Here is a 17,732-nt window from a genome sequence, read left to right as displayed (position 1 = left end):
AGCCAACCAGGAGTCACAGCGATGGATTTCGGAATCTTCATTCTGATGCAGCAGCGGAACAAGCACAAAACCTCCCACCAGATCCTGCGCGACGCCGTCGAGCAGACTCGCCTGGCGGACGAACTGGGTTTTGGTGCCGCATGGTACGCCGAGCACCACTTCAGCAACTACGGCATGTGCTCCTCGCCGCTGACCATGATCGCGCACTGCGCCGCGGTCACCCGCAACATCCGGCTGGGCACCGGCATCGTGGTCGCGCCGCTGTACACGCCGGCGCGCCTGATCGCGGACGTGGCGATGGTCGACCAGCTGTCCGACGGCCGGCTGAACCTGGGCATCGGCTCGGGCTACCAGCACTTCGAGTTCGAGCGCTTCGGCGTGTCGCTGGAATCCGCCAAGGGCCGCACCTTCGAGATGCTCGACATGCTCGAGGCCGGCCTCACGCAGCCCAAGTTCAGCTACGAGGGCGAGTACTACCGCCAGCCCATGAGCGCCATCAGCCAGCGCGCGGTGCAGCGCCCCACGCCGCCGATGTGGATCACCAGCGTCGACCCGGCCTTCCTGTCGCGCGCCGTGAAGTCCGGCCACCATGTGTTCGTCTCGGGCGGCGACGGCGGGCTGGAGAAGCTGGCCGGCACCCGCGCGCTGATCGACCAGGTGGCCGCGGCCGAGGGCAAGGACCCGGCCGGCGTGCAGGTCGGCCTGCTGCGCGCGGCCTATGCCAGCAACGACAAGGACGAGGTGGAGCGCTACCTGGAGTGCGCGCGCTACCAGCGCCGCATCGCCGTGAGCCTGAAGCGCCGCACCGCGCAGATCGCCGACGACTACCAGGTCGAGGAAGGCATCGTCGAGGGCGAACCGAGCCTGGACGAGATGCGCGCACTGCTGCCCGTGGGCAGCGTCGACACGGTGATCGAGCGCGTGGTCAACGAGATCCGCACGCTCAAGCCGGTGCACTACTGCTTCCAGACGCAGATGGGCGACTTCGACCACAAGGCGATGCTGCGCCAGCTCGAGACCTGGGGCAAGGTCATCATCCCGGCGGTGCAGCAGGAGATCGCCAACGACCCGCCGCACCGGCCCGCGGCCCGGCCCGAGCTTGCCGCGGCCTGAGGCCGAGCGCGAGGAGACGCCATGTCCGAAGCCGCCGAAGACATCCGCTGCGCCATCGAGCCCGCGCAACTGCGCCAGCTGCTCGGATGCTTTCCGACCGGCGTGGCCGTCATCACCACCTGCACGCCGGACGGCCAGCCTGCCGGCCTGACCTGCAATTCGTTCAGCTCGGTGTCGCTCGATCCGCCGCTCGTGCTGTTCAGCCTGCGCAATGCCAGCCGCCTGCTGCCGACCTTCCAGGCCGCGGAGGGCTTCGTCATCAACATCCTCTCGCAGCAGCAGGACGCGCTGTCGGGCCGCTTCGCCTCCAGCAGGATCGAGCACAAGTTCGACGGCGTGGCCTGGCGCGCCGGCCGGCTGGGCATGCCGCTGATCGACGACTGCCTGGCCAGCTTCGAATGCCGCGCCCATGCCGCCCACGAGGCCGGCGACCACACCATCTTCATCGGCGAGGTCCGGCACCTGAGCGCCGGCGTGCCCGACCAGGCGCTGGTGTTCTACAAGGGCGCCTACATGATGCTGGCCGAGTCGCTGCGCAAGCTGGTCGTGGAGGGACGGCTCGGAGACGCCGACATCGACGAGGCCTACCGCACGCTCTACGGCACCTTGCTGCGCCTGGCGAGCGAACGCGCCACCGAGGCCGAGCTGGACGCGGTGCGCGAGGCCGCCGATGCCATCGAGGCGCATCCGGACGACGCACCGCTGAAGGAACGCATCGCCTCCGCGAGCGCCTTCTTCTCTTCGATCGCGGCCGCCGGCCACAACGAGGCGCTGACGCTGATGGCGCAGACCATGACCAGCGTGCTGCGCGAGCGCATGACGCACGTCCTCTCGGTGCGTCCGCGCCCGGACCTCTTTCCGCTGCGCCGCAAGGTCGCGCACGAACTGCGCCGGCGCGACCCCGACGGCGCCGCTGCCGCGCTGGACGAACTGATCACGCAGCTGCGCAAGGGCTGAGCCCTTTTCCAATTTCCAACAGGAGACAAGATGTCCATCGACTACGCCGGCTTCCGGCGCGAACTCGAAGCGTTCGCGCGCGAAGCCTGCCCGCCCGAGATCCGCGCCGTCGTCGCGGCCGGCCAGAAGATCACCAAGCGCGAATACCAGGCCTGGCAGCAGATCCTGAACGCCCGCGGCTGGGGCGCGCCGAGCTGGCCGCGCGAAGCGGGCGGCACCGGGTGGGACATCCGCCAGCGCCTCATCTTCGAGGAGGTGATGGCCGAGAACGACTGCCCGCCGCTCTACCACCACGGCCTGGGCCACATCGGCCCGGTGATCATCCGCTTCGGAACGCCGGAGCAGAAGGCCCGCTTCCTGCCGCGCATCCTCGACGGCTCCGACTGGTGGTGCCAGGGCTATTCGGAGCCCGGCTCGGGTTCCGACCTGGCCTCGCTGTCCACCAGCGCGCGGCTCGAGGGCGGCGCGTGGGTCGTCAACGGCCAGAAGATCTGGACCTCGCATGCCCACGAGGCCAGCATGATCTACATGCTGGTGCGCACCTCCAGGGAAGCGAAGAAGCAGGAGGGCATCTCGCTGCTGCTGGTGCCCATGGACACGCCGGGCATCACCGTGCGCCCGATCAAGACCATCGACGGCTGGCATCACCTGAACGAGGTCTTCTTCGACGAGGTGCGCGTGCGCGCCGACAACCTGCTCGGCGAGGTCGGCAAGGGCTGGACCTGCGCCAAGTTCCTGCTCGAACGCGAGCGCCTGCCGCCGGCCAACGTGGCGCGGCTGGAGCTCATGCGCCGGCAGGTCACGCGCCTGGTCGAGGAAGCGGCGCGCGCGGCCGCGGGCCGGCGCGACTTCAGCGGCCTGCACCACAAGCTGCTGTTGTGCGAGGCCGATGTGAAGGGCGCCCGCGTGATGATGGCCGAGGCCACCGACGACCTGATCCACCAGCGCCCGCTGGGCGTGCAGCCTTCGGTCATCAAGATGACCTGCGCCGACGTGGCGCAGCGCCTGACGACCATCGCCCTGGACGCGGTCGGCCCCGACGCGGCCCACCGCTTCCTCGCCGAGGCCGGGGCGGACGTGCCCGACGCCACCTGGATCCAGAACTACATGTTCACGCGCGCCCGCACCATCGCCGGCGGCACCTCCGAGGTGCAGCGCAACGTGGTCGCCAACGAACTGCTGGGAGCCTGAGCCATGTCCACCTCTTTCCCGTCGCTGTTTCCCGGCATGCTGCTGGATGCGGCCAGCCGCTATGCCGAGGACCATGCCGCGCAACAGATCCAGGGCGATCCCGTGCGCGAGCTGGGCTGGACCGCGACCCTCGTGCCCGAGGAGGCCGGCGGCGTCGGCGGCAGCCTCCATGACCTCGCTTCCATCGTCGAGGGGCTGGCCACGCATGGCGTGCAGCTGCCGGTGGTCGAGACCTGCGCCGTGGTGCCGCTGCTGCTGCAGGCGGCCGGCGCCGACACGGCCCATCGCTGGCTGGAGGCGGTGGCCGAGGGCAGCGCGCGGATCGCGCCGATGACCGCGCTGTCCGCCACGCCCGAGGACCCTGCCATCACGGCCCGGCACCTGGACATCGGCTACGCGCTGAGCGGCGTGGTGCAGGGCGTCGACCTGACCTTGCCCGCCACGCACTACCTCGTGCCGGCGCAGCTGGAAGACGGCGACGAAGCCCTCTTCCTGGTCGACGCAGAGCGCATCGGCAAGCCGAAGGCCCGCTACCGGACGATGGAAGGCCGCCTGGGCGCCGACTTCGCGCTGGAGCGGCTCGCGGTGCCCGAGGGCGCCTGCATCGCGCGCGGCGCTGCCGTGCGCGAGGCGCGCGCCAAGGCGACCGACGCCGCCTTGCTGCTGACCGCCGCCGACACCGTGGCGGCGCTGGCCACGCTGGTCCGCCAGACCGTGCTCCACCTGCGGGAGCGGCGCCAGTTCGGCGTGGCGCTCGCGAGCTTCCAGGTGCTGCGCCATCGCGTGGCCGACATGTACGTGAAGTACCTGGGCGCCAAGGGCCTGGTGATCCACTGCTTCCATGCCTACGAGCAGAACGCGGCCGACCTGCGCCGCACGCTGCGCCTGGCCAAGGTGTCGCTGGCCGAATCGGCGCGCGCCTGCGCCGAATCGGCCATCCAGATGCACGGCGGCATGGGCGTGAGCGAGGAGGTGCTGGCCACCCGCACGGCGCAGCGCCTCATTGCCTCCGAGTTCCGCTACGGCGACCGGCTGCTGCACGCCGCGCGGCTGCTGGCGCCCCACGTGCCGGCAGTGCAAGTTTCCTTTTCCAACCAGACCGGGAGTGTGCGATGAGCATCGAACTGGAAGTCTCCGAATACATCGCCGTCGTCCGGCTCGACAAGCCGCCGGTCAATGCGCTGGACCGCGCCACGCGCCGCCGCCTGATCGAAATCTTCGACGAGGTCTCCGAGCGCGCCGACGTGCGCGTCGCGATCCTCACGGGCACGGGCAAGTTCTTCTGCTCCGGCGCGGACCTCAAGGACCGGCCCGATGCCCAGAAGGCGGGCGACTTCCTCGACCACAACCGCTGGACGCGCGAAACGGGCAATGCGATCCGCGAGTGCAGCAAGCCCGTGATCGCGGCCGTCAATGGCCCTGCGCTGGGCGCCGGCTTCGGGCTCATGGCCGCGTGCGACATCTTCCTGGCGAGCGAGGACGCCACCTTCGCCATGCCCGAGATCAACGTCGGCCTGGCCGGCGGCGTCTCGATGCTGCGCACCATGTTCGGCCGCTCGTTCACGCGCCGCATGTTCTTCACCGGCATGAAGGTGCCCGCCGCCGAGCTGTACCGCCGCGGCGTGCTCGACGAGGTGGTGCCCGCCGGGCAGCTGATGTCGCTGGCCATGGAGATCGCGCAGGAGATCGCCTCGAAGGCGCCGCTGGCCATTGCCTATGCGAAGCAGGCGGCCAACATGATGGACCTGATGCCGCAGCGCGACGGCTACCGCTTCGAGCAGAACATCACCATGGCGCTGGCCAAGACCGAGGATGCGCAGGAAGCCCGCAAGGCCTTCCTCGAAAAGCGCAAGCCCGTCTACAAGGGGCGTTGAGATGCCTGCAATGCAAGTGGGCCATGGCCTCGACGCGCTGTTCAAGCCGCGCTCGATCGCCATCTTCGGTGCCTCGGATGACGTCACCAAGATCGGCGGCCGGCCGCTGCAGTTCCTGCAGAAGTACGGCTATGCGGGCGGCATCTATCCGATCAACCGCAAGGCGGGCCTGGTGCAGTCGCTGCGGGCTTATGCGAGCCTGGCGGAACTGCCCGAGGTGCCCGAGCTCGCGGTGATCGCGGTGCCGCCCGCGGGTGTGCTCGACGCGGTGCAGGACTGCGCGCGGCGCGGCGTGAAGGCCGCGGTGATCCTGTCCGCCGGCTTCTCCGAGATGGGCGAGGAGGGCAGCCGCCTGCAGGCGCGCATCGGCGAGGTGGCGCGGGCCACCGGCATGCGCATCGTCGGCCCCAATTGCCTGGGCGCGATCGGCGTGCCCGACAAGAGCATCGCCACCTTCTCGGTGGCGCTGGAATCGTCCTTTCCCGCGGCGGGCTCGGTGGGCATCGTCTCGCAAAGCGGCAACCTCGGCAGCTTCACCCTGCGCCTGGCCGGCGAGCGCGGCCTGGGCGTGAGCCGCATGCTGACCACGGGCAACGAATGCGACGTGGACATTGCCGACGCGATCGCCTCGCTGGCGGCCGATCCCGGCACCTCGGTGATCCTGTGCTGCATGGAAACCTGCCGCGACGGTGCGAAGCTCATGCAGGCCATGGCGATGGCGCGCGAGGCCGGCAAGCCGCTGGTGGTGCTCAAGGTCGGCGTCTCCGAGGCGGGCAGCGCGGCCGCGGCCTCGCACACCGGCGCGCTGGCCGGCTCGGACGCCGTGTTCGATGTCGTGCTGCGCCAGGGCGGCGCGCTGCGCGTGCCCAGCATCGAGCTGCTGCTCGAGGTCGGCCATGCGCTGTCGGTGGTCGGCCCGGCGCGCGTGCCCGGCGGCCGCCGCGTGGCCGTGCTCACGGCCTCCGGCGGCTTCGGCGTGCTGCTGGCCGATGCGGCCAGCGCGCAGGGCCTGGCGCTGCCCAGGCTCGCGGCGCAGACGCAGGAGCGCATCCTCTCCGTGGTGCCCTTCGCCGCGCCGTCCAATCCGGTGGACATGACGGCGCAGGTGTCGAGCCGGCCCGAGGTGCTGGCCCAGATGCTCGGCGCCGTGGCGCGCGACGACAGCTGCGACGCGCTGATCCTGCAGTCGGCCAACGCCTTCCACGTGCCCCGTCTGCGCGGCGTGTTCCTGGAGGCGCTGGCGCAGGTGCGCAAGGATCATCCCGCGCGCCTGATCCTGCTGTGCGCGCGGGCCCCCGACGACGTGCGCACGCGGCTCAACGCGATGGGCTTTCCGGTGGTCGAGGGCATCGATGCGGCCTGCGCGACGCTGGCTGCGCTGCTGCGCTTCGGCGCGCGCGATCCCGCACGGGCTGCTGCGCCGGCCATCGCACGCGTGCCGCTGGCCGCCGAGGCCTTCGCCACCGAGGCCAGTGCCAAGGCGGTGCTGGCCGAGGCGGGGCTGCCCGTGCCGCGGGAGGCGATCGCGCACAGCCTCGGCGAGGCGCTCGCCGCCGCGCGCGCGATGGGTTTTCCGCTGGTGCTCAAGATCGTTTCGCCCGATATCGCGCACAAGACCGAGGTCGGCGGCGTGTTCGTCGGCGTGCGCTCCGAAGCGCAGCTGCGCGAGGAATACGAGCAGCTGCTGGCGCGCGTGGCGCTGAAGGCGCCCGGCGCCCGCATCGCCGGCGTGCTGGTCGCGCAGATGGTGCAGGGCGGCGTCGAGCTCATCCTGGGCGCCAGGAAGGACCCGGTGTTCGGCCCGATGGTGATGGTTGGCCTGGGCGGCATCTTTGCCGAGGTCTTCAAGGACGTGGCGCTGCAGCCCGCGCCCGTCGACGAGGCCCAGGCCACGGCGATGCTGCAGTCGCTCAAGGCCTTCCCGCTGCTCGACGGCGCGCGCGGCCGCCCCAAGGCCGACGTGCAGGCGGCCGCGAAGGCCATCGCGGCGCTGTCGCGCTTCGCGGTGCGGCATGCGGACAGCGTCTGCGAGATCGACATCAACCCCCTGGTGGTGCTGGAACAGGGCCGCGGCGCGCATGCGCTCGATGCGCTGCTGGTGCCCGAGGAACACGCCATGAAAGGCAAGCAATGAACATGTCCCTGTCAGGCCGCACGGCCTTCATCAGCGGCGCGGGCCACGGCATCGGCCGCGCCACCGCACGCGCCATGGCCCGCCTGGGCGCCACCGTCGGCATCAACGACCTGAAGCCTGAATTCGTGGAAGAGGCCGTGGCCGAGATCCGCGCGCTCGGCGGCCAGGCCATCGGGCTGCCCTGCGACGTGTCCACGCGCGACGGCATGCGCGAGGCCGTGGCGCAGTTCGCGCGCGATGCGGGCCGGCTGGATGTGATGGTCAACAACGCCGCCTGGGTGCGCTACCAGCCGCTGGCCGAGATCACGCCGGAGGTCATGGACCGCATGGTGGAGATCGGCTTCAAGTCGGTGATCTGGGGCATCCAGGCCGCGGCCGAGGCGATGGATCCGGAGCGCGGCGGCTCGATCGTCAACGTGGCCTCCATCGCGGCCTTCAAGTCGCCGATGCGCTCGGTGGTCTACAGCGGCATCAAGGCCGGCGTGCTGGGCATCACGCGCGCATCGGCCGCCGACCTGGGCGCGCGCAACATCCGCGTGAACGCGGTCGCGCCCGGCGCGGTGCCCACCGAAGGCACCGCCAAGCACCGCAATGCGGAGCTCGATGCGCGGCGCATCGGCCGCACGCCGCTCGGGCGGCTGGGCACGGTCGAAGACATCGCCGACGCCATCTGCTTCCTGGCCGGCGACGCTTCGCGCTTCTTCAACGCGGATGTGCTGCGGCTGGACGGCGGCGCTTCGGAGACATCGCTGTGAGCGGCGCGCTTCCACCGCCCAGGCGGGTGCAGAACGTGTTCGTCGTGGCGAAGCAGCCGGCCAGCCTGCATGCCTTCTACGAAGGCGCGCTGGGCCTGCCGATGAAGTTCCGCGATGGCGACCGCTGGATCCAGTACGGCGTGGGCGGCACCAACGTGGCGCTGGCCTGCCCCGAGGAGGCGGCGCCCGCCACCAGCGGATTGGTGATGGTGCTGGAGGTGGACGACTTCGAGGGCGCGGCGGAACGCATCGGCGCGGCCGGCGGGCAGGTGCTGGGCCTGCGCGACATGAGCGGCCACGGCGCCGTGCTGTCGCTGCGCGATCCCGAGGGCAATTTGGTGCAGCTGTTCCGGCGCGCCGCGCCCGCGGCCGCATGAGTGCCGCTGCGCAAGGGCCGGCAACCCTGCAGGAGCTGCTGGACCGCGAGGCGATCCGCGACTGCCTGCTGCGCTATTGCCGCGGCATCGACCGCTGCGACGAGCAGGCCTTGCGTTCGGCCTACTGGGAGGACGCCACGGACTGCCACGGCGCCTGGAACGGCAGCGCTGCCGGCTTCATCGCTCAGGCGCTCGAAAAGCTGCGGCAGGGCGGCCGCCGCGTCCACCAGATCAGCAACGTGCTGATCGAGCTGCACGGCGATGCTGCCGCAGTGGAAAGCAGCTTCTTCGCGCTGCAGGCCACGGCCGCGCAGCCCGATCGCGAGACCTTCCTGTGCGGCCGCTACGCGGACCGCTTCGAGCGCCGTGGCGGCGAATGGCGCGTGGCCGCGCGCACGGTGATCTATGACTGGATCGAGGAGCGCACGCGGCCCGAGCTGACGCAGGGCGATGCCGCCCTGTTCGGCGCGCGACAGCCGGTCGGCGGCGCGGCGCCGCACGACGCCGTGTATGCGCTGCTGCGCGAAGTGCGGGGCTCGTGATGGCGACCGCCCTGGTCACCGGCGCCGGCGGCGGCATCGGTCGCGCCACGGCGCTCGGCCTTGCGCGCGCGGGATGGTGTTGCGTCCTGGTCGATGCGGATGCGGGTGCGCTGCGGCGCCTCGAAGCCCTCTGGCCCGCCGAGGCCGAGCGGCCGCTGAGCCTGGTGGCCGACCTGACGGATGCCACCCGGATCGAGCGCCTGGGGCAGGAGATACCGCCGCTCGATGCGCTGATCAACAACGCGGGTCTGTCGGCCGGCGGCGCCGAGGCCACGTCCGGCCACGACGACGGCACGGCCGCGCGCCTTCTGGCACTCAACCTGGCGGCTCCGGCCCGCATGGTGCAGGCCTGTGCGCCGCTGCTGCAGCCAGGTGCGCGCATCGTCAACCTGGCTTCCGGCGCGGGCCTGCGGGCCATTCCGTGGCGCGGGCTCTACAGCCCCAGCAAGGCCGGACTGATTGCCCAGGGCCGGGCGCTGGCGCAAGCCCGGCCCGACTGGACGGTGACCACACTGGCACCGGGCTTCGTGCGAACCGAACTCGTGCAGCGCCTGATCGATGGCGGCCGGCTGAACCCGGCGCAGGCGGTGTCGAAGATCCCCATGGGCCGGATGGCCGAGCCCGAGGACATGGCCGAGGCGCTGTGCTTCCTGGCCAGCCCGGGTGCGCGCGTGCTCACCGGGCAACTGCTGGTGCTGGATGGCGGCTCCTCCGTCTGCGGAGGCAGCCAGCCGTTGCCGCCATCCGAGCATGCGCCCCTGCCGTTCGAGGCGCCGCTTCGAACGCATTGGGAATCGGTGCGCGAGCCGGCCTGGCGGACCGCACTGGAAGCGTGGGCGCTTTCGCATGCGGCCCGCCCCGGCAGACAGGGCTACCCGGCCGCCATCGACGGCCGCGCAATGAATGCGCAGCCCGGCGCGCAGCTCGATGCCGTGCTCCACGCGGCTCGCTGCTTCCGGTCGAGCCATGCGGCGCTGGCCAGCCTCACGCTGCTGCTGCCCCGGCCCGCACCGGAACTCCCCTGGGAGCTGGCCGGCGACGCCGATGCGGCCCGCATGCTGGTGGCCACGCTGGCTGCCGAATGGGGTGCGCGCGGATTGCGCATCAACGCGCTGGAACTGCCGCCCGACCTGGCGCCCAATGCCTGCCTGCCCCTGCTCGGCTACCTGGCCGGCCCACGCGCGCAGTTCCTGACCGGGCAGGTGCTGCGGCCCGGCGGTGCGGCCGAACCCTGGACAAAAAACAAGGAGACCCAAGCATGATCGAGGACGTCATTTCCCGTCGCAGCCTGCTGGCCGGCGCAGGCCTGCTCGCCCTGCAAGCGCCGCTGCGGGCCAGCGAAGCCGGCACCTGGCCGGCACGCCCCATCCGAATGGTCGTGTCGGGGCCCGCAGGCGCGGGTTCGGACATCTTCGCGCGCCTGCTGGCCGTGCCGCTGCAGCAGGCCCTCAAGCAGCCGGTGGTCGTGGACAACAAGCCGGGCGCCAACGGCCTGATCGGCAACGACGCGGTCGCCAAGGCGCCGCACGATGGCTACACCCTCCTGCTGTCGCCGTCCTCGGCCATTGCCATCAACCCGGTCATCCAGCCGAAGATGCCCTACGACGCCCAGAAGGACCTGCTGCCCATTGCGCAGGTCGGCGCCGCAGGCATCCTGCTGGTGGCGAACCCGGCCACGGCCATCAAGACGCTGGCGGATCTGGTGCGCCATGCCCAGGCCAACCCCGGCAAGCTGGCCTATGGCTCCTGGGGCAGCGGATCGACAGGCCACCTGGTGATGGAAAGCCTCAAGGCGCAGTACGGCATGGACATGGTGCACGTGCCCTACAAGGGCGTCTCGCCGCTGCTGAGCGACTTGCTCGGCAACAGCATCGGCGTGGGCTTCGTCGACATCGCGTCGCCGGTGCCCCATATCCGAAGCGGCAAGCTGCGGGCCTTGGGCTGCACGGGCTCGGCGCGCGGGCCGGCGCTGCCCGATGTGCCCACGCTGACCGAGCAGGGCTACCGCTTCGACGCGGACGGCTGGTATGGCGTCTTCGCGCCGGCCGGTACGCCGCGTGAGGTGGTCGTGCGCCTGAACCAGGAGATCAACCGCATCCTCTCGGCCGACGAGATCATCCAGAAGTTCGCCGTGCAGAACATGCCGCGCCCGCCGATCAAGGACGCCGACCAGTTCGCGGCCACGGTGCGCCGCGACCTCGCAGCCTGGCAGTCTCTCGCCAAGGTCGCGAAGCTGCAGCGCGACTGAGCGTTGGCGGCATCGCCTGCCGCGGCGCTTGAACTACCTGGTTGCGGCCTTGCGCCCGCGCAAGGCCGCCCGCTTCGGCACGCCGTCTCCATAGGCTTGCCACCACGCGGCCAACGCCTGCATCGTCGGCCCGAGCGCGCGCGCCTTGTCCGTCATCTCGTATTCGACGCGGGGCGGCACTTCCGCGAACACGGTGCGCGACACCAGGCCATCCTTCTCGAGCTCGCGCAGCTGCGCCGTCAGCATGTGCTGGGTGATGCCGGGAATGGCCTTTCGCAGCTCTCCGAAGCGGTAGATCCGCTGGTTGAGCAGCCACATGATCTCGAGTTTCCATTTGCCCGAGAGGAGGGCGAATGCGCGGCGCATTTCCTCGTGCATGTCGGGCTTGCCGGTGCCATTGGTCTGCTTTTCCATACTAAGAGCCGTTTTTTCATCCTACTTGTGGATCTCGATGTTAGGCGACATCCTTGCTGCAAGCCGATGCAATCACGCTCGCACAGGAAAACCTCATGACTGGAACTTACGCATACTGGATCGGCACGGCGCTGCTGTCGCTGCTCTACCTGGCTTCTGCCGCCACCTACATTGCCAGGACGGCCTGGGTCCGCCAGGCGCTCGCCGGTCTTGGCTATCCAGGCTATCTCGTGCCGATCCTCACTGGCGCGAAGGTGCTGGCGGTGGCCGCCATCCTGTCGCGCGCCAGCGTGGCGCTGAGCGACCTGGCCTACGCCGGCATGTTCTATCACCTGCTGCTGTCGGCATCGGCGCACCTGGGCGTGCGCAAGCCCGCCGATGCGCTGCCCGCGGCGCTGGGCCTGGTGCTGCTGGTCGTCTCGTTCGCGACACAGAACATCGCGCGCGGCATTCCCTCGCCCTACGCCCCATGACCTTCCTCCCCATCACTTCACTGTGGACGGCGGCCTTTGCTGTCGCGCTGGTCGCTCTCTCCGTTCCCGTCACGCTGCGTCGCATCAAGGTCGGCGTCCTGGTGGGAGAGGGCGCCGACGAGCTCTTGCGCCGGCGTATCAGGGCGCAGGGCAACTTCGTGGAATACGTGCCCTTGGCGCTCTTCGCCCTGGGGCTGCTGGAAGCGCAAGCGGCCCCGGCCTGGATGGTCGTGGCGATCGGCGGCGTGCTTGGCTTTGGACGGTTGCTGCATGCGATCGGCATGCTGCGCGATGTCGCGGCGCTGCGGGGCCTGGGGATGATCCTCACCTACCTGGCCCTGGTCTCGGCGTCAGTTCGGCTGATGGTGAAAGCCGTCTCTTGACGGACGACATGTCGCTCAGGGGGGGATTCGACGGATGAACAGGCAACCGGTTGCGTATTTCGCTGGATTTCTTGCCTGATCCTATGGCTTTGTCCCTCTTTTGGAGATGAAGGCTTGGCTGGCGCGTTAGAGTCTTCCGCGGAGGCTCCAGGCAGCATGGCATCCATCAGACACCAGGACACGGCTGTTCAGTGCGGGCCGCCGCAGGAGGCGATGGCGCAGATCATCGGCGTGCGCACGCCGGGCGCGGGCGACTTCGAAACACCGATCGCGGGCCTGGCCTTCTTCAGGCGCGAATGCCCCGCCCCGCCCGTCGTCTGCATGGTCGAGCCGAGCATCGTGCTCGTTGCCCAGGGCGCCAAGCAGATGTGGGTGGGCGGCGAGGCCTATCCCTACGACACCTCGCGGTTCCTCGTCACCTCGCTGAACGTGCCCGCCAATTCGGAGGTGAAGGTGGCAAGCCCCGGGCAGCCCTGCCTGGGCCTGGTCCTGAAGCTGGACGTGCGCATACTGGCCGAGCTGATCGCGCAGGGCAGCCTGCCGCCGCCGCGCGATCGCCCGGTCGGCGTGGGGGTGGGCATCGGTGCGGCCACCCCTGCCATCCTGGCGCCGTTCGCGCGCCTGCTCGAACTGCTGGACGAGCCCCATGCCATTCCCGTACTCGCACCGCTGATCCAGCGCGAGATCCACTACCGGCTGCTGATGAGCGACCAGGCCGCGAGGCTGCGGCAGATCGCCTCGGTGGACGGGCAGGGCTACCGGATCGCGAGAGCCATCGACTGGCTGAAGCTGAACTACGCCTTGCCGCTTCGCATCGAGGAACTCGCAGCGCGCGTACAGATGAGTGCGCCCACCTTCCACCACCACTTTCGCCAGCTCACCGCGATGAGCCCGCTGCAGTACCAGAAATGGCTGCGGTTGAACGAAGCGAAACGCTTGATGCTGAGCGAGCACTTCGATGCAGCGGGTGCGGCGTTCAGGGTCGGCTATGAAAGTCCTTCGCAGTTCAGCCGCGAGTACAGCCGGCTGTTCGGTGCGCCGCCCAAGCGGGACATCGAGGTGCTGCGAGGGGCCGCCAGGGGCACCGATGCGCCCAGGCACGCGCTGGCGAGCCCGGCATAGGAACTTCCGTTCTCACGAGGTTGCGGCTTCAGCGGATCGGGCAAGAAAACCAGCGGAATGCCCTATCAATCCCCACGCGGGGCCGGAAGAATGAGGAGCCGAAGACACGATGAAACTGTTCGCAGGTGCATGGCATCCGTTCTCCTATTGCGACCGCCGATGGCGCGTGATATCAGAAAGGAAACGATGGCCGATCGATGCCCCCGAACTTCGAACAACAGGAGCCGACATGGACAGTCCCACGATTCCCTTGATCTCGCGGCGCGACGCGCTCATCGCCGGCGCCGCCACCGCTGCGGCGGTTTCGTCTTCGGCGCCTGCCGAGGCCGCCGCCCCCAAAGCAGCTGCAGCGGCAGGACCCCGCGCGAAGCTGTCGCTGACCGTCAACGGGCAGGTTCATTCGCTCGAGCTCGATACGCGCACCACCTTGCTCGATGCGCTGCGCGAGCACCTGCACCTGAGCGGCACCAAGAAGGGTTGCGACCATGGCCAGTGCGGCGCCTGCACGGTCATTGCCGACGGCCGGCGGATCAATTCCTGCCTGACGCTCGCCGTCATGCATGACGGCGGGCAGGTCACCACCATCGAGGGCCTGGGCACGCCGCAGAACATGCATCCGCTGCAGGCCGCCTTCGTCAGGCACGACGGCTACCAGTGCGGCTACTGCACGCCGGGCCAGATCTGCTCGGCGGTCGCCGTGCTCGACGAGATCAAGCGCGGGGTGCCGAGCCACGTGAGCGCGGATCTCACCGCGCGTCCGCTGCTGTCGGCCGAGGAACTGCGCGAGCGCATGAGCGGCAACATCTGCCGCTGCGGCGCCTACTCCAACATCGTCGATGCCATCACCGAAGTGGCCGGGAGCCGCACATGAAGCCTTTCACCTACGAGAAAGCGCAGTCGCCCGCGCAGGCCGCAGCGGCGGTCGCGCGCAGCCCCGGCGCCAAGTTCATTGCGGGCGGCACCAACCTGCTGGACCTGATGAAGCTGCAGATCGAGGCGCCCACGCACCTGGTCGACGTGAACGGCCTGGCGCTGGACAGGATCGAGCCGACGCCCGAGGGCGGCTTGCGCATCGGCGCGCTGGTGCGCAACACCGACCTGGCCGCCGACGAGCGCGTGCGCCGCGACTATGGCGTGCTGTCGCGCGCGCTGCTGGCCGGCGCCTCCGGCCAGTTGCGCAACAAGGCCACGACGGCGGGCAACCTGCTGCAGCGCACGCGCTGCCCCTACTTCTACGACACCGACCAGCCCTGCAACAAGCGCCAGCCCGGCAGCGGCTGCAGCGCCATCGGCGGGATCACGCGCCAGCATGCGGTGGTCGGCACAAGCCAGGCCTGCATCGCGACCCATCCGAGCGACATGGCCGTGGCGATGCGCGTGCTCGACGCAGCGGTGGAGACGGTGCGCCCCGACGGCCGCACGCGCGTGATCCCGATTGCCGACTTCCACCGCCTGCCCGGCAACACGCCGCACATCGAGACGGCGCTGGAGCGCGACGAGCTGATCACCGGCGTCACGCTTCCCAAGCCGATCGGCGGCACGCAGATCTACCGCAAGGTGCGCGACCGCGCCTCCTACGCCTTCGCGCTGGTGTCCGTGGCGGCGGTCGTGCAGCGCGACGGCTCGGGCCGCGTTGCATTGGGCGGCGTGGCGCACAAGCCGTGGCGCGTGGAGGCCGTGGAGGCCGCGATGCCCCAGGGCGCCAAGGCGGTGACTGCGCGGCTGCTGGCCGGCGCGCAGCCGACGCACGAGAACGCATTCAAGCTGCCGTTGGCCGAGCGCGCGCTGGCCGCGGCACTGGCGCAAGCAAGGAGCTGAGCAGCATGAAATTCGACACGCCCGCCACGACCAATCCGATCGACCAGCTCAAGATCATCGGCAAGCCGACCGACCGCATCGACGGCCCGATGAAGACCACCGGCACCGCACGCTACGCCTACGAACGCCACACCGAGGTGCCCGACGCCGCCTACGGCTGGGTGGTGGGCGCCGGCATCGCGAAAGGCCGCATCGCCTCGATGGACCTGGCCGCCGCGCGCGCCGCGCCGGGCGTGCTGGCCATCGTCACCGCGCGCAATGCCGGCAAGCTCGGCAAGGGCGACTTCAATACGGCCAGGCTCCTGGGCGGCCCCGAGATCGACCACTACCACCAGGCCGTGGCGCTCGTCGTGGCCAACACCTTCGAGCAGGCGCGCGCCGCGGCGCAGCTGGTGCGCATCGCGTACACGCGTGCGCCGGGCCGGTTCGACCTGGCCGCCGAAAAGGATGCGGCGCAGATGCCCGCACCCAATCCTTTTGCGGGCGAGCCGCAGACGAAGACGGGCGACTTCGCGGGCGCGTTCGCCGCGGCCGCCGTGCAGCTCGACGCCACCTACACCACGCCCGACGAATCGCACGCGATGATGGAGCCGCACGCCTCCATCGCGCAGTGGCAGGGCGGCAAGCTCACCATCTGGACCTCGAACCAGATGATTGCCTGGGGCGTCGGCGATGTCGCCAAGACGCTCGGCATCCCGAAGGCGAACGTGCGGCTCGTTTCGCCCTTCATCGGCGGCGGCTTCGGCGGCAAGCTGTTCGTGCGCGCCGACGCGATGCTTGCCGCGCTGGGCGCGCGGGCGGCCAAGCGGCCCGTGAAGGTGGCCCTGCAGCGGCCCTTGATGATGAACAACACCACGCACCGGCCCGCGACCATCCAGCGCATCCGCATCGGCGCCGCGAGGGACGGCAAGATCACCGCCATCGCGCACGAAGGCTGGTCCGGCGACCTGCCGGGCGGACAGCCGGAAACCGCGGTCAACCAGACCCGGCTGCTGTACGCCGGTGCCAACCGCCTGACGACCACGCGGCTGGCCGTGCTGGACCTGCCCGAGGGCAACGCCATGCGCGCCCCCGGCGAGGCGCCGGGCATGATGGCGCTGGAGATCGCCATGGACGAGATGGCGGAGAAGCTTGCGCTCGACCCGGTCGAATTCCGCGTGCGGAACGACACGCAGGTCGATCCGGAGAAACCGGAGCGTCCGTACTCCCAGCGCAGGCTGATCGAATGCCTGCGCACGGGCGCCGAGCGCTTCGGCTGGAGCAGGCGCAACGCGGCACCGGGACAGCAGCGCGACGGACACTGGCTCGTGGGAATGGGCGTGGCCGCGGCGTTCCGCAACAACCTCCTGATGAAGTCGGCCGCGCGCGTGCGGCTGGACAACCGGGGCATGGTCACGGTGGAAACCGACATGACCGACATCGGCACCGGCTCTTACACCATCATTGCGCAGACCGCGGCCGAGACGATGGGCGTGCCGCTGGACCGGGTGCTCGTGCGCCTGGGCGACTCGGCCTATCCCGTGTCGGCCGGATCGGGCGGACAGTGGGGCGCCAACAACTCGACTTCGGGCGTCTATGCGGCGTGCATGAAGCTGCGCGAGGCCGTGGCGAGCAAGCTGGGCTTCGGCGCGGTCGACGTGGAATTTGCCGACGGCATGGTGCGCGCCGGCGAGCGTGCGGTGCCGCTCGCCGAAGCGGCCGGTGCGGGGGGCTTGATGGCCGAGGACGGCATCGAGTACGGCGACCTCGACAAGAAGTACCAGCAGTCCACTTTCGGCGCGCATTTCGTGGAGGTCGGCGTCGATGCCGCCACCGGCGAGATCCGCGTGCGGCGCATGCTCGCGGTGTGCGCGGCGGGGCGCATCCTGAATCCCAAGTCGGCGCGCAGCCAGGTGATCGGCGCCATGACGATGGGCGTCGGCGGGGCGCTGATGGAGGAACTGGCGCTCGACAAGCGGCATGGCTTCTTCGTCAACCACGACCTGGCGGGCTACGAGGTGCCGGTGCATGCCGACATTCCCCACCAGGACGTGATCTTTCTGGACGAGACCGACCCGATCTCGTCGCCGATGAAGGCCAAGGGCGTGGGGGAGCTCGGCATGTGCGGCGTTGCCGCCGCGGTGGCCAACGCGGTCTACAACGCCACGGGCGTTCGGGTGCGCAGCTATCCGATCACGCTCGACAAGCTGCTGGATCGGTTGCCGCCGGTGGTGTGAGGCGAAGCAGGGCAGGCGTGCCATCGATCGCGAATGGCCGATATTCAACAGATCAGGTGGCTTTCCTGAGGCCGAGAAGATGCTGCATTGGCTTTGCATGGGCGGCAAGTGCTGA

General features: G+C 70.0%; 18 protein-coding genes. 17 read left to right on the top strand and 1 reads right to left on the bottom strand.

Annotated features, from left to right (window positions below; translation table 11 throughout):
• Nucleotides 1–21: 21 nt before the first annotated feature.
• Genes EJO66_RS27990 through EJO66_RS27940 form a run of 11 tightly spaced genes read left to right on the top strand, consistent with a single transcriptional unit; the run spans nt 22 to nt 11,191 of the window.
• A complete protein-coding gene (locus EJO66_RS27990; protein ID WP_125966710.1) occupies nt 22–1,113 on the top strand; it encodes an LLM class flavin-dependent oxidoreductase in 1,092 nt (363 codons plus the stop codon).
• 21 nt (nt 1,114–1,134) lie between these two features.
• Nucleotides 1,135–2,070, top strand: coding sequence for a flavin reductase (locus tag EJO66_RS27985; RefSeq protein WP_125966709.1), 936 nt, complete (start codon nt 1,135–1,137; stop codon nt 2,068–2,070).
• Nucleotides 2,071–2,100: 30 nt separating this feature from the next.
• Nucleotides 2,101–3,261, top strand: coding sequence for an acyl-CoA dehydrogenase family protein (locus EJO66_RS27980; protein ID WP_125966708.1), 1,161 nt, complete (start codon nt 2,101–2,103; stop codon nt 3,259–3,261).
• A 3-nt stretch (nt 3,262–3,264) separates the two neighbouring features.
• On the top strand, nt 3,265–4,377 hold the full coding sequence (locus tag EJO66_RS27975; protein WP_125966707.1) for an acyl-CoA dehydrogenase family protein: 1,113 nt from the start codon (nt 3,265–3,267) through the stop codon (nt 4,375–4,377).
• Nucleotides 4,374–5,135, top strand: a complete 762-nt coding sequence (locus EJO66_RS27970; RefSeq protein WP_125966706.1) for an enoyl-CoA hydratase/isomerase family protein — start codon at nt 4,374–4,376, stop codon at nt 5,133–5,135. Before EJO66_RS27975 ends, EJO66_RS27970 begins: the two co-directional genes overlap by 4 nt.
• Before the next feature lies 1 nt (nt 5,136).
• Nucleotides 5,137–7,269 (top strand): acetate--CoA ligase family protein, encoded by a 2,133-nt coding sequence (locus EJO66_RS27965; RefSeq protein WP_125966705.1) that lies wholly within the window; start codon nt 5,137–5,139, stop codon nt 7,267–7,269.
• Nucleotides 7,266–8,024 carry an SDR family NAD(P)-dependent oxidoreductase gene (locus EJO66_RS27960; RefSeq protein WP_124961564.1) on the top strand — a complete coding sequence of 253 codons (759 nt, stop codon included), beginning with the start codon at nt 7,266–7,268 and terminating at the stop codon, nt 8,022–8,024. The genes EJO66_RS27965 and EJO66_RS27960 overlap by 4 nt, the downstream gene beginning before the upstream one ends.
• Nucleotides 8,021–8,401, top strand: coding sequence for a VOC family protein (locus EJO66_RS27955; protein WP_125966704.1), 381 nt, complete (start codon nt 8,021–8,023; stop codon nt 8,399–8,401). Before EJO66_RS27960 ends, EJO66_RS27955 begins: the two co-directional genes overlap by 4 nt.
• Nucleotides 8,398–8,943 carry a nuclear transport factor 2 family protein gene (locus EJO66_RS27950; protein WP_124961562.1) on the top strand — a complete coding sequence of 182 codons (546 nt, stop codon included), beginning with the start codon at nt 8,398–8,400 and terminating at the stop codon, nt 8,941–8,943. The genes EJO66_RS27955 and EJO66_RS27950 overlap by 4 nt, the downstream gene beginning before the upstream one ends.
• Nucleotides 8,943–10,205: an SDR family NAD(P)-dependent oxidoreductase gene (locus EJO66_RS27945; protein WP_125966703.1), complete on the top strand. Its 1,263-nt coding sequence runs from the start codon at nt 8,943–8,945 to the stop codon at nt 10,203–10,205. Before EJO66_RS27950 ends, EJO66_RS27945 begins: the two co-directional genes overlap by 1 nt.
• Nucleotides 10,202–11,191, top strand: a complete 990-nt coding sequence (locus tag EJO66_RS27940) for a Bug family tripartite tricarboxylate transporter substrate binding protein (protein WP_125966702.1) — start codon at nt 10,202–10,204, stop codon at nt 11,189–11,191. The genes EJO66_RS27945 and EJO66_RS27940 overlap by 4 nt, the downstream gene beginning before the upstream one ends.
• A gap of 33 nt (nt 11,192–11,224) precedes the next feature.
• Here the strand turns inward: EJO66_RS27940 and EJO66_RS27935 are convergent, their stop codons facing one another.
• Nucleotides 11,225–11,605, bottom strand: a complete 381-nt coding sequence (locus EJO66_RS27935; protein WP_125966701.1) for a winged helix-turn-helix transcriptional regulator — start codon at nt 11,603–11,605, stop codon at nt 11,225–11,227.
• 95 nt (nt 11,606–11,700) lie between these two features.
• Here EJO66_RS27935 and EJO66_RS27930 point away from each other — a divergent pair, with 95 nt between their 5' ends.
• The 6 genes from EJO66_RS27930 (at nt 11,701) to paoC (ending at nt 17,617) form a co-directional block, all read left to right on the top strand.
• Nucleotides 11,701–12,078, top strand: coding sequence for a DoxX family protein (locus tag EJO66_RS27930; RefSeq protein ID WP_124961558.1), 378 nt, complete (start codon nt 11,701–11,703; stop codon nt 12,076–12,078).
• Nucleotides 12,075–12,461, top strand: coding sequence for an MAPEG family protein (locus EJO66_RS27925; RefSeq protein WP_124961557.1), 387 nt, complete (start codon nt 12,075–12,077; stop codon nt 12,459–12,461). The genes EJO66_RS27930 and EJO66_RS27925 overlap by 4 nt, the downstream gene beginning before the upstream one ends.
• A gap of 156 nt (nt 12,462–12,617) precedes the next feature.
• Nucleotides 12,618–13,583, top strand: a complete 966-nt coding sequence (locus tag EJO66_RS27920; RefSeq protein WP_124961556.1) for an AraC family transcriptional regulator — start codon at nt 12,618–12,620, stop codon at nt 13,581–13,583.
• A 229-nt stretch (nt 13,584–13,812) separates the two neighbouring features.
• Nucleotides 13,813–14,454, top strand: a complete 642-nt coding sequence (gene paoA / locus EJO66_RS27915; protein ID WP_124961555.1) for an aldehyde dehydrogenase iron-sulfur subunit PaoA — start codon at nt 13,813–13,815, stop codon at nt 14,452–14,454.
• Entirely contained in the window at nt 14,451–15,401 is a 951-nt protein-coding gene (locus tag EJO66_RS27910) for an FAD binding domain-containing protein (protein ID WP_125966700.1), read from the top strand. Before paoA ends, EJO66_RS27910 begins: the two co-directional genes overlap by 4 nt.
• A 5-nt stretch (nt 15,402–15,406) precedes the next feature.
• The gene (gene paoC, locus EJO66_RS27905; RefSeq protein ID WP_125966699.1) at nt 15,407–17,617 is read left to right on the top strand and encodes an aldehyde oxidoreductase molybdenum-binding subunit PaoC; all 2,211 of its coding nucleotides are present in this window, start codon (nt 15,407–15,409) and stop codon (nt 17,615–17,617) included.
• Nucleotides 17,618–17,732: the final 115 nt, after the last annotated feature.

Origin of the sequence: Variovorax beijingensis, assembly GCF_003951285.1 — a bacterium.
Taxonomy (GTDB): Bacteria; Pseudomonadota; Gammaproteobacteria; order Burkholderiales; family Burkholderiaceae_C; genus Variovorax; species Variovorax beijingensis.
Note: the sequence above shows the minus strand (reverse complement) of the source record. Positions and strands in the feature narration are given on the sequence as shown.

Coding starts and splice junctions, on each gene's coding strand:
- EJO66_RS27965 (WP_125966705.1), top strand. CDS start 5,137: ATGCCTGCAATGCAAGTGGGCCATGGCCTCGACGCGCTGTTCAAGCCG.
- EJO66_RS27985 (WP_125966709.1), top strand. CDS start 1,135: ATGTCCGAAGCCGCCGAAGACATCCGCTGCGCCATCGAGCCCGCGCAA.
- paoC (WP_125966699.1), top strand. CDS start 15,407: ATGAAATTCGACACGCCCGCCACGACCAATCCGATCGACCAGCTCAAG.
- EJO66_RS27930 (WP_124961558.1), top strand. CDS start 11,701: ATGACTGGAACTTACGCATACTGGATCGGCACGGCGCTGCTGTCGCTG.
- EJO66_RS27925 (WP_124961557.1), top strand. CDS start 12,075: ATGACCTTCCTCCCCATCACTTCACTGTGGACGGCGGCCTTTGCTGTC.
- EJO66_RS27980 (WP_125966708.1), top strand. CDS start 2,101: ATGTCCATCGACTACGCCGGCTTCCGGCGCGAACTCGAAGCGTTCGCG.
- EJO66_RS27940 (WP_125966702.1), top strand. CDS start 10,202: ATGATCGAGGACGTCATTTCCCGTCGCAGCCTGCTGGCCGGCGCAGGC.
- paoA (WP_124961555.1), top strand. CDS start 13,813: ATGGACAGTCCCACGATTCCCTTGATCTCGCGGCGCGACGCGCTCATC.
- EJO66_RS27945 (WP_125966703.1), top strand. CDS start 8,943: ATGGCGACCGCCCTGGTCACCGGCGCCGGCGGCGGCATCGGTCGCGCC.
- EJO66_RS27975 (WP_125966707.1), top strand. CDS start 3,265: ATGTCCACCTCTTTCCCGTCGCTGTTTCCCGGCATGCTGCTGGATGCG.
- EJO66_RS27935 (WP_125966701.1), bottom strand. CDS start 11,605: ATGGAAAAGCAGACCAATGGCACCGGCAAGCCCGACATGCACGAGGAA.
- EJO66_RS27990 (WP_125966710.1), top strand. CDS start 22: ATGGATTTCGGAATCTTCATTCTGATGCAGCAGCGGAACAAGCACAAA.
- EJO66_RS27920 (WP_124961556.1), top strand. CDS start 12,618: ATGGCATCCATCAGACACCAGGACACGGCTGTTCAGTGCGGGCCGCCG.
- EJO66_RS27950 (WP_124961562.1), top strand. CDS start 8,398: ATGAGTGCCGCTGCGCAAGGGCCGGCAACCCTGCAGGAGCTGCTGGAC.
- EJO66_RS27960 (WP_124961564.1), top strand. CDS start 7,266: ATGAACATGTCCCTGTCAGGCCGCACGGCCTTCATCAGCGGCGCGGGC.
- EJO66_RS27970 (WP_125966706.1), top strand. CDS start 4,374: ATGAGCATCGAACTGGAAGTCTCCGAATACATCGCCGTCGTCCGGCTC.
- EJO66_RS27910 (WP_125966700.1), top strand. CDS start 14,451: ATGAAGCCTTTCACCTACGAGAAAGCGCAGTCGCCCGCGCAGGCCGCA.